This window comes from Desulfobacter sp. UBA2225, assembly GCF_002348205.1.
Classification (GTDB): Bacteria; Desulfobacterota; Desulfobacteria; order Desulfobacterales; family Desulfobacteraceae; genus Desulfobacter; species Desulfobacter postgatei.
In genome coordinates this window covers 1-6,387 of sequence record NZ_DDYV01000308.1, presented here as the reverse complement: position 1 = coordinate 6,387, position 6,387 = coordinate 1, and the positions used below count along the sequence as shown (strand labels likewise).

General features: G+C 47.6%; 6 protein-coding genes and 1 pseudogene. 2 read left to right on the top strand and 5 right to left on the bottom strand.

The window, feature by feature from the left end; all coding sequences use genetic code 11:
* The 3 genes and pseudogenes from B3D59_RS16125 to B3D59_RS16115 all read right to left on the bottom strand — a co-directional run.
* A pseudogene (locus B3D59_RS16125) lies at positions 1 to 427 on the bottom strand (sulfite reductase, dissimilatory-type beta subunit); the annotation flags it as partial.
* 15 nt (positions 428 to 442) lie between these two features.
* Positions 443 to 1,768 carry a dissimilatory-type sulfite reductase subunit alpha gene (gene dsrA, locus B3D59_RS16120; RefSeq protein ID WP_286822138.1) on the bottom strand — a complete coding sequence of 442 codons (1,326 nt, stop codon included), beginning with the start codon at positions 1,766 to 1,768 and terminating at the stop codon, positions 443 to 445.
* A 200-nt stretch (positions 1,769 to 1,968) separates the two neighbouring features.
* Entirely contained in the window at positions 1,969 to 2,637 is a 669-nt protein-coding gene (locus tag B3D59_RS16115; protein ID WP_286822137.1) for a tetratricopeptide repeat protein, read from the bottom strand.
* 196 nt (positions 2,638 to 2,833) lie between these two features.
* Here B3D59_RS16115 and dapA point away from each other — a divergent pair, with 196 nt between their 5' ends.
* Positions 2,834 to 3,868 (top strand): 4-hydroxy-tetrahydrodipicolinate synthase, encoded by a 1,035-nt coding sequence (gene dapA, locus B3D59_RS16110; protein WP_286822136.1) that lies wholly within the window; start codon positions 2,834 to 2,836, stop codon positions 3,866 to 3,868.
* Positions 3,869 to 4,141: 273 nt separating this feature from the next.
* Here the strand turns inward: dapA and B3D59_RS16105 are convergent, their stop codons facing one another.
* Positions 4,142 to 4,978, bottom strand: a complete 837-nt coding sequence (locus B3D59_RS16105; RefSeq protein ID WP_286822135.1) for a YkgJ family cysteine cluster protein — start codon at positions 4,976 to 4,978, stop codon at positions 4,142 to 4,144.
* Positions 4,979 to 5,282: 304 nt separating this feature from the next.
* Here B3D59_RS16105 and galU point away from each other — a divergent pair, with 304 nt between their 5' ends.
* Positions 5,283 to 6,152, top strand: coding sequence for a UTP--glucose-1-phosphate uridylyltransferase GalU (galU, locus tag B3D59_RS16100; RefSeq protein WP_286822134.1), 870 nt, complete (start codon positions 5,283 to 5,285; stop codon positions 6,150 to 6,152).
* A 9-nt stretch (positions 6,153 to 6,161) separates the two neighbouring features.
* On the opposite strand, the gene B3D59_RS16095 is transcribed toward galU, so the two are convergent.
* The coding region (locus tag B3D59_RS16095; protein ID WP_286822133.1) for a lytic transglycosylase domain-containing protein at positions 6,162 to 6,387 on the bottom strand (226 nt) is incomplete at its 5' end.

Sequence of the window (6,387 nt, the reverse complement as noted above, 5' to 3'; positions counted from 1 at the left end):
CGATATTGGTAACGCCGGCACCGGTACCACCGATGGGGAACTTAAAGGAACCACCGGGGAACTTTCTGGAAGCCAGATCGTTTTTCAAGGGCTCTACTTTGTCCTTGGAATCAACCATGAACTCAATGTTGTTACGGGTGGTGAAACGAACATATCCGTCACAGTGTTTGTCGGCAATCTCACAGATTTCATTGATGTGACTTGTGGACATCAGGCGGGCACCGCCAACCCTTACGGTATATACTTCATCTCCGGAATCGCCGACATGAACTAGCACGCCGGGCTCCAGGATTTCATGATGAGACCATTTGCCTTTATTTTTTGCGATAACAGGAGGATAAAATTCGTTAAAGTCTTTGGGACCGATGTCGGTGATTCTGTTCACCATCGGATTTTTGGGATCATACCCTGTAGAAATAAATGCCATTATATATCTCCCTTTTTATCTTAAGTGATGTTTTCTGTATTCTTCAACGTCACGTTCCCAACCGCCGGTTACTTCCTCTTCTTTCCAGAAGATGTAGGGGTTGGTTCTCGGATAGGCAACATGCTGGGGCATCGCTTCGATGCCTGTTACTTCCAGAAGTTTCTGGAAGCCCTGGCGCATGATCAGCTCACCAAGACGTTCACGGTTCTTGCCCTCTTCCATCCACCAATCCCATACGTTTTCAATGACTTCTGTAATTTCTTCGTAATCATTGTCGGCATTGACTTCAACAAAGGGAACCAGCAATGAACCCATCTGGGCACCATCAAGGATCGGAGCCTTGGCGCCAACAAGAATGGAGAGACCTGTCTCTTTACCAATTTTCAGGGCTCTGGGCATAACATTGATACAGTGCATGCAGCGGGTGCAGTTGGCATTGTCAATGGTCAGGGTTTTGTTCTCAAACTTCATGCAGCCTGTGGGGCAAAGTCTGATAACTTCTTTTTGAATGTTAAAGGGACCCCAGTCTTTACCTTTGTGGGCACCGGCATTGGCAGGATATGCAGGGTCTTTTTCAACATATTTGTTAACCGCGTCCTGATCAATGCGGATGTCGTCTTTCCAGGTACCGATGAAGGACATATCGGAACGAGCGATGGAAGCAACACAGCAGTTGGGACAGCCGTCAAGTTTAAATTTAAACTTGTACGGGAATGCCGGACGATGCAGTTCATCCTGATATTCATTGGTGAGGAAATGGCACAGTGCGCTGGTATCGTAGCAGGAATATTCACACCTGGAAGAGCCAAGGCAGTCGGCAGGGGTTCTCAGGTTGGAGCCGGAACCACCCAGATCCTGGTTCATATCGTGGGTCAGTGTCCAGAACACTTCTTCCAACTGGGGAGTAGTGGTACCCAGCAGGATGATGTCGCCGGTGGCGCCGTGCATATTGGTAACTCCGGAGCCTCTGAAGTCCCACAGATCAGTCAGTGCTTTCAGGTACTCGGTGGTGTAGTATTTACCGGCAGGCTGGTTTACACGCATGGTATGGAAATGCTCAACACCAGGGAACAGTTTGGGTTGGTCGCAGTAACGACCGATAACGCCACCGCCGTATCCGAATACGCCAACGATGCCGCCGTGTTTCCAGTGGGTACGGCCATGTTTGTAAGAAAGTTCTAAAACACCAAGAAGATCGTCTACACAATCCTGGGGGATCTGGAATTCAACGCCTTTTTCGTTTTTGGCTCTGACTTCTGCCTGCTGTTTCAGGTCAGAAACAAAGCTAGGCCACGGGCCGCTTTCCAGCTGGTCTAAGAAAGGAGTTTCATGCTTAGCCATTTACTTACCTCCGTTAAAAGTTGATTTACATGCAACAATGAAAAGATTTTCCAAACTTCTCATTAATATTCTTTTCTCTATCATTCCAAAGCATTAGTGAAAAAATTAACGCCTTGAAGCAGACATTATAAGCAAAATAACATAGCTGATATAGAATTTATAAGTCCGCATGTCAATAAAAACCTGTCATCACGGTGTGATTATATGCCCCGGTGGGGTGCAAGCTCATCCAGCAATGCCGGGTTGACTTCAAAACCTAAATCCACGGCAATATCACAATGTTTGATGGCCTGCTTGTAATCTTTAAGTTCCAGATAGGCCACGGCCAGGTTGTTATGGGCAATGGGGAAGTTAGGTTCCACGGACAGGGCCTGAAGATTGGCCTTGACCCCCTCTTCCACCAGTCCTTTCATAAAATAGGCGGTTCCCAACGTCGTGTATGCCTGGATGAAATTTTTATTGTGGATAATGGCCTTCTTTAGATTTTTAATGGCCTTCTCCACTTTTTCCTCATCCTCCTTGGCATCCTTGCCGTCCACCAGCTGCAGCAGAACAAAGGCCATGTTGGCATAGCCTTCGGCAAAGCCGGCCCGGGCCTTGGTGGCCTGCTGATTGAACCGGAAACATCCTTCAAGATCGCCCCGCTGCAGGCAAATGCCCCCAAGCTGCACATAAGCCTCGGACAGGGAGGGGCTGCAGTCTATGGCGTCATGAAGTTCTTTTTCCGCTTCCGCAAACTCCTGCTTGCCGATCAGCGCAACAGCCAGATTATAATGGGTTGTGCCGCATTCGGCATTTTGGACCAGTGCATGTCTGAGCCGTGCGATCTGCTCGTCTGCATTTTTAGGCAGGTTTCTGGAATCGGCCATTTATGTCTCCTTTGGCTATTTTATGACTTTATTATTGTGTTTATACAAAATTTTTATATAATAAATTTTTTTATTCGGGTGTCAAGGTCTTTCAGGGAAACTTAGTGCCTGCCCTGTAAAGAGTTGACACAACTTTTTTGGGCAAATTGTTTTATCCGCGCTTGCCGCGCAAATAACCATCAGGAGTTTGTAAGTTATGGAACAAGGATGCTACACAGCACTTATCACCCCGTTCACCCCGGCAGGAGATCTGGACCGGGACGGCCTGTCCGGGCTCATTAATTTCCAGATTGAAAACCGGATTACCGGAATTCTTGCCACCGGCACCACTGGTGAAAGCCCGACATTTAAATGGGAAGAACATAATCTGGTTATTGATTTGATTGCCAAACAGACCAGGGGCAAGTGCAAGTGCATCGCAGGCACCGGCTCAAACAACACGGCTGAAGCCATAACCGGTACATCCCATGCCGCAGAACAGGGCGTGGACGGTGTCCTTCTGGTGGATCCCTATTACAACGGGCCCTCCTCCCTTGAAATCCGGCGGGAATATTACGAGGCGGTGGCAAGGGAAACCCCGGGCCTGAATATCATTCCTTATATTATTCCGGGACGTACCGGTGCACAAATGTTGCCCCAGGATCTTGCCATACTTGCGGACAACTGTGCCAATGTAACCAGTGTCAAGGAAGCCACCGGAAATATAGACAACATGAAGCTGACCAGAAAACTTTGCGGGGACGGTTTCAATATCTTTTCCGGAGACGATGCCCTGGTCTGCCAAGTCATGGCAGATGAACAGATCCGGGCCTGCGGTGCAATTTCAGTCATGTCAAATATTGCACCGGCATTCATGACCCAAATGGTTGAACTGCTTAACCAGGGTAAAACCCAAGAAGCACTGGCTATTGAGACCGCATTGTCTCCGTTGCTGAATCTTGTGGTCATCACTACCGAAGAGGAAAGCAAGTACGGACCTGTCAAGTGCCGGGCCAGAAATCCTTTGCCCCTGAAAACCATGATGCAGATCCTTGGCATGCCGTCCGGCCCATGCCGCCAGCCCTTGGGGAAAATGACCCAAAAAGGATTTGATATGGCGCTTTCCGCTTTAAAAAAAGTGCAGGCAGACAATCCTGAAATTCTTGCGCCGGTTGCCTCTTTCTTTAATCTGGATATTGACGCCCGCCTGAATGATACGTCGGCCCATAAAGCGTTGTGGTATAATTATTAATAGTGTTTGAACGAAAAGTCACCCATCTGCGGCGTTGCAGAAGAATTTACAATCCTCACATACTTTAGTATGCTCCGGTTGCAAATTCTTCTGCGCCTTGCATCTGGGCAACTTTTCGTCCAAACACGGTCCCGTAGCATTTTATCTGCGGCGTGCCTGTTTGGCTTTGAGGGGAGAAACTCGGAAACTATTGGCTGGTAGACAGGCATAAAAATGGGCGCCAAAGGTGATTCACCCTCTTGTTTCTTGTTTCCAGTTTCTTGCCATTAACGCTTAAGTTAATGACCCCGTTGAGTCCCCGCCGTTCTCTTTGGACTTAAACATAGCCTCTCCGGTATGGAAAAAAGTGGTTTTTAACCATTCAAATCCGAACTGAAGCAGTTTCACATCATCATCTTTAATCTGGGCCACCCGTTCTGCCGGGATATTGTACCGGGTAAGAAAAGAGGATTCAAACACGAACCGTTTAAACTTATCGATATTATAGCAGACCATGAAAAACATCTGTTTGGCCTGTTCGGACAGCTGCATGCTGGACGGCAAAGATTTTTTACGGACCATGAGATCCAGCCAACCTTCATTGACCTCATCACGCAGATCGACGCCCTGGTCTTCACGCCATTCCCCTACGGTCCATTCGTCCGGTTCATCAAAGCCTTTACAATGGGGTTCCTTGATCATGAAAAAGAACTCATCCTGATCGTTATCCTTCTGTTCGCCGGAATAACTCAAAGCGCCCACCCCAAGGGGATAGTACCGGCAGGTAGTAGGACGGTCTTCATAAACCATGCATCCCTCCTTATCCTGAACAAACGGGCAGGACCTACGCTCATCATCAAGGAGCTTGAGGGTCACCACGGGCATATCCGCTTTTTCAAGAAGCTGGGGGGTGGTAAATATGGACAAAAATTTCTCCGAATCAATGTCCAATTTTTTGCGCATGGTTAAAATATCATAGGGGGTGAGCATAATATCAATCCCCCTGCAACACTCGGTAAAACAGGAGACGCCTTTATGGCATTTGAATTTAAACCGGCTTTTAAGGCTAAGCTGCTCCGGCGGAATTTCCGCCCGGGCCTGGGTTGCATCTGTCTTATTTTCAGCGTTCATTCACTATTTCCTTATCAATTAATAACAAGCAATATAAAAATCAAATACCATACTGGAAATAGGCAATAATGTCAATCGGATAGCCTGATGCATCCAGCCAAAGAAGCCCAAGTCCCTAAAGGATTGTTCATTTTGAGTTTGACACGACAGCCTCTGCTAATCTAAAAATATAAAAATTGTTTGAACATAAAAACCTTCGACGAAAATAGTCGTTCAAACACCAACAAAATATTTAGGCCTGCTCTGACAGGCCCTGCCCCGAAAATCAGGGAAAATTTCAGTATCAAATATTCAAGGAGTCGTTATGAGAGTAAAAAAAGCGGTATTTCCGGTAGCAGGTCTTGGCACCCGGTTTATCCCGGCTACGAAGGCCATGGCCAAGGAGATGCTGACCGTAGTGGATAAACCCATTATCCAGTATGCTGTTGAAGAGGCATTTGCAGCCGGTATTGAGCAAATTATTTTTGTCACGGGCCGGGGCAAAAAAGCCCTGGAAGATCACTTTGACCGCAGCTATGAGTTAGAGACCATGCTCAAAACCAAGGGGAAAACAGACTTGTTGCGGCAGGTCAATGAACTGGTCCCCCGAACCGGTACCATTGTTTACACCCGCCAACATGATCCCCTAGGGCTTGGCCATGCCATCTGGTGCGCCAGGGACATTGTGGGGGATGAACCCTTTGCCGTACTTCTGGCCGACGATATGATCCAAACCCCGGATAAGCCTGTACTCACGAAAATGGTGGAAAAATTTGAACGGTTCCGGGCATCCATTGCCGCGGTCATGGAAGTGGAAAAGGATCAGACCGATAAATACGGCATTCTCGATGCAACCCCTCTGGAAGAGGATATGGTAAAAATCAATGATATGGTGGAAAAACCAAAACCCGAAGACGCCCCGTCCAACCTGGCCATCGTGGGCCGGTACATCCTTACCCCGAGAATCTGGGAATATCTTGGAAAAAAACAGGCCGGTGCCGGCGGTGAAATCCAGCTCACCGATGCCATGAAGGGACTTTTAACCGAACAACCGATCTTTGGATATAAATTCAAGGGCACCCGGTTTGACTGCGGCGACAAGGTCGGGTTTCAAATGGCTAATCTTTCCTTTTCCCTTGAACGACCGGAAATGCGAGACAAACTGCTTGATTTTATAAAGACGATCAAAGTCTGAGACTGATATTCAGCTGCTTTTATACCGTGAATACAACGACATCACCCTTTGTACATAGGTCTGGGTCTCTTCATAGGGTGGAATTTTGTTGTATTTGTCCACAGCCGATGGACCTGCGTTATAGGCGGCGAGCGCCAGGGCAAGTTTCTCATTATACCGAATGAGCATCCGCTTCAAATAACGGGTTCCGCCCATAATATTCTGGGACGGATCAAAGGGATTTGAGATATTCAGG

Bases quoted from the DNA above. Each gene is read 5' to 3' on its own strand.
- dsrA (WP_286822138.1), bottom strand. From the start codon at position 1,768: ATGGCTAAGCATGAAACTCCTTTCTTAGACCAGCTGGAAAGCGGCCCG.
- B3D59_RS16115 (WP_286822137.1), bottom strand. From the start codon at position 2,637: ATGGCCGATTCCAGAAACCTGCCTAAAAATGCAGACGAGCAGATCGCA.
- dapA (WP_286822136.1), top strand. From the start codon at position 2,834: ATGGAACAAGGATGCTACACAGCACTTATCACCCCGTTCACCCCGGCA.
- B3D59_RS16105 (WP_286822135.1), bottom strand. From the start codon at position 4,978: ATGAACGCTGAAAATAAGACAGATGCAACCCAGGCCCGGGCGGAAATT.
- galU (WP_286822134.1), top strand. From the start codon at position 5,283: ATGAGAGTAAAAAAAGCGGTATTTCCGGTAGCAGGTCTTGGCACCCGG.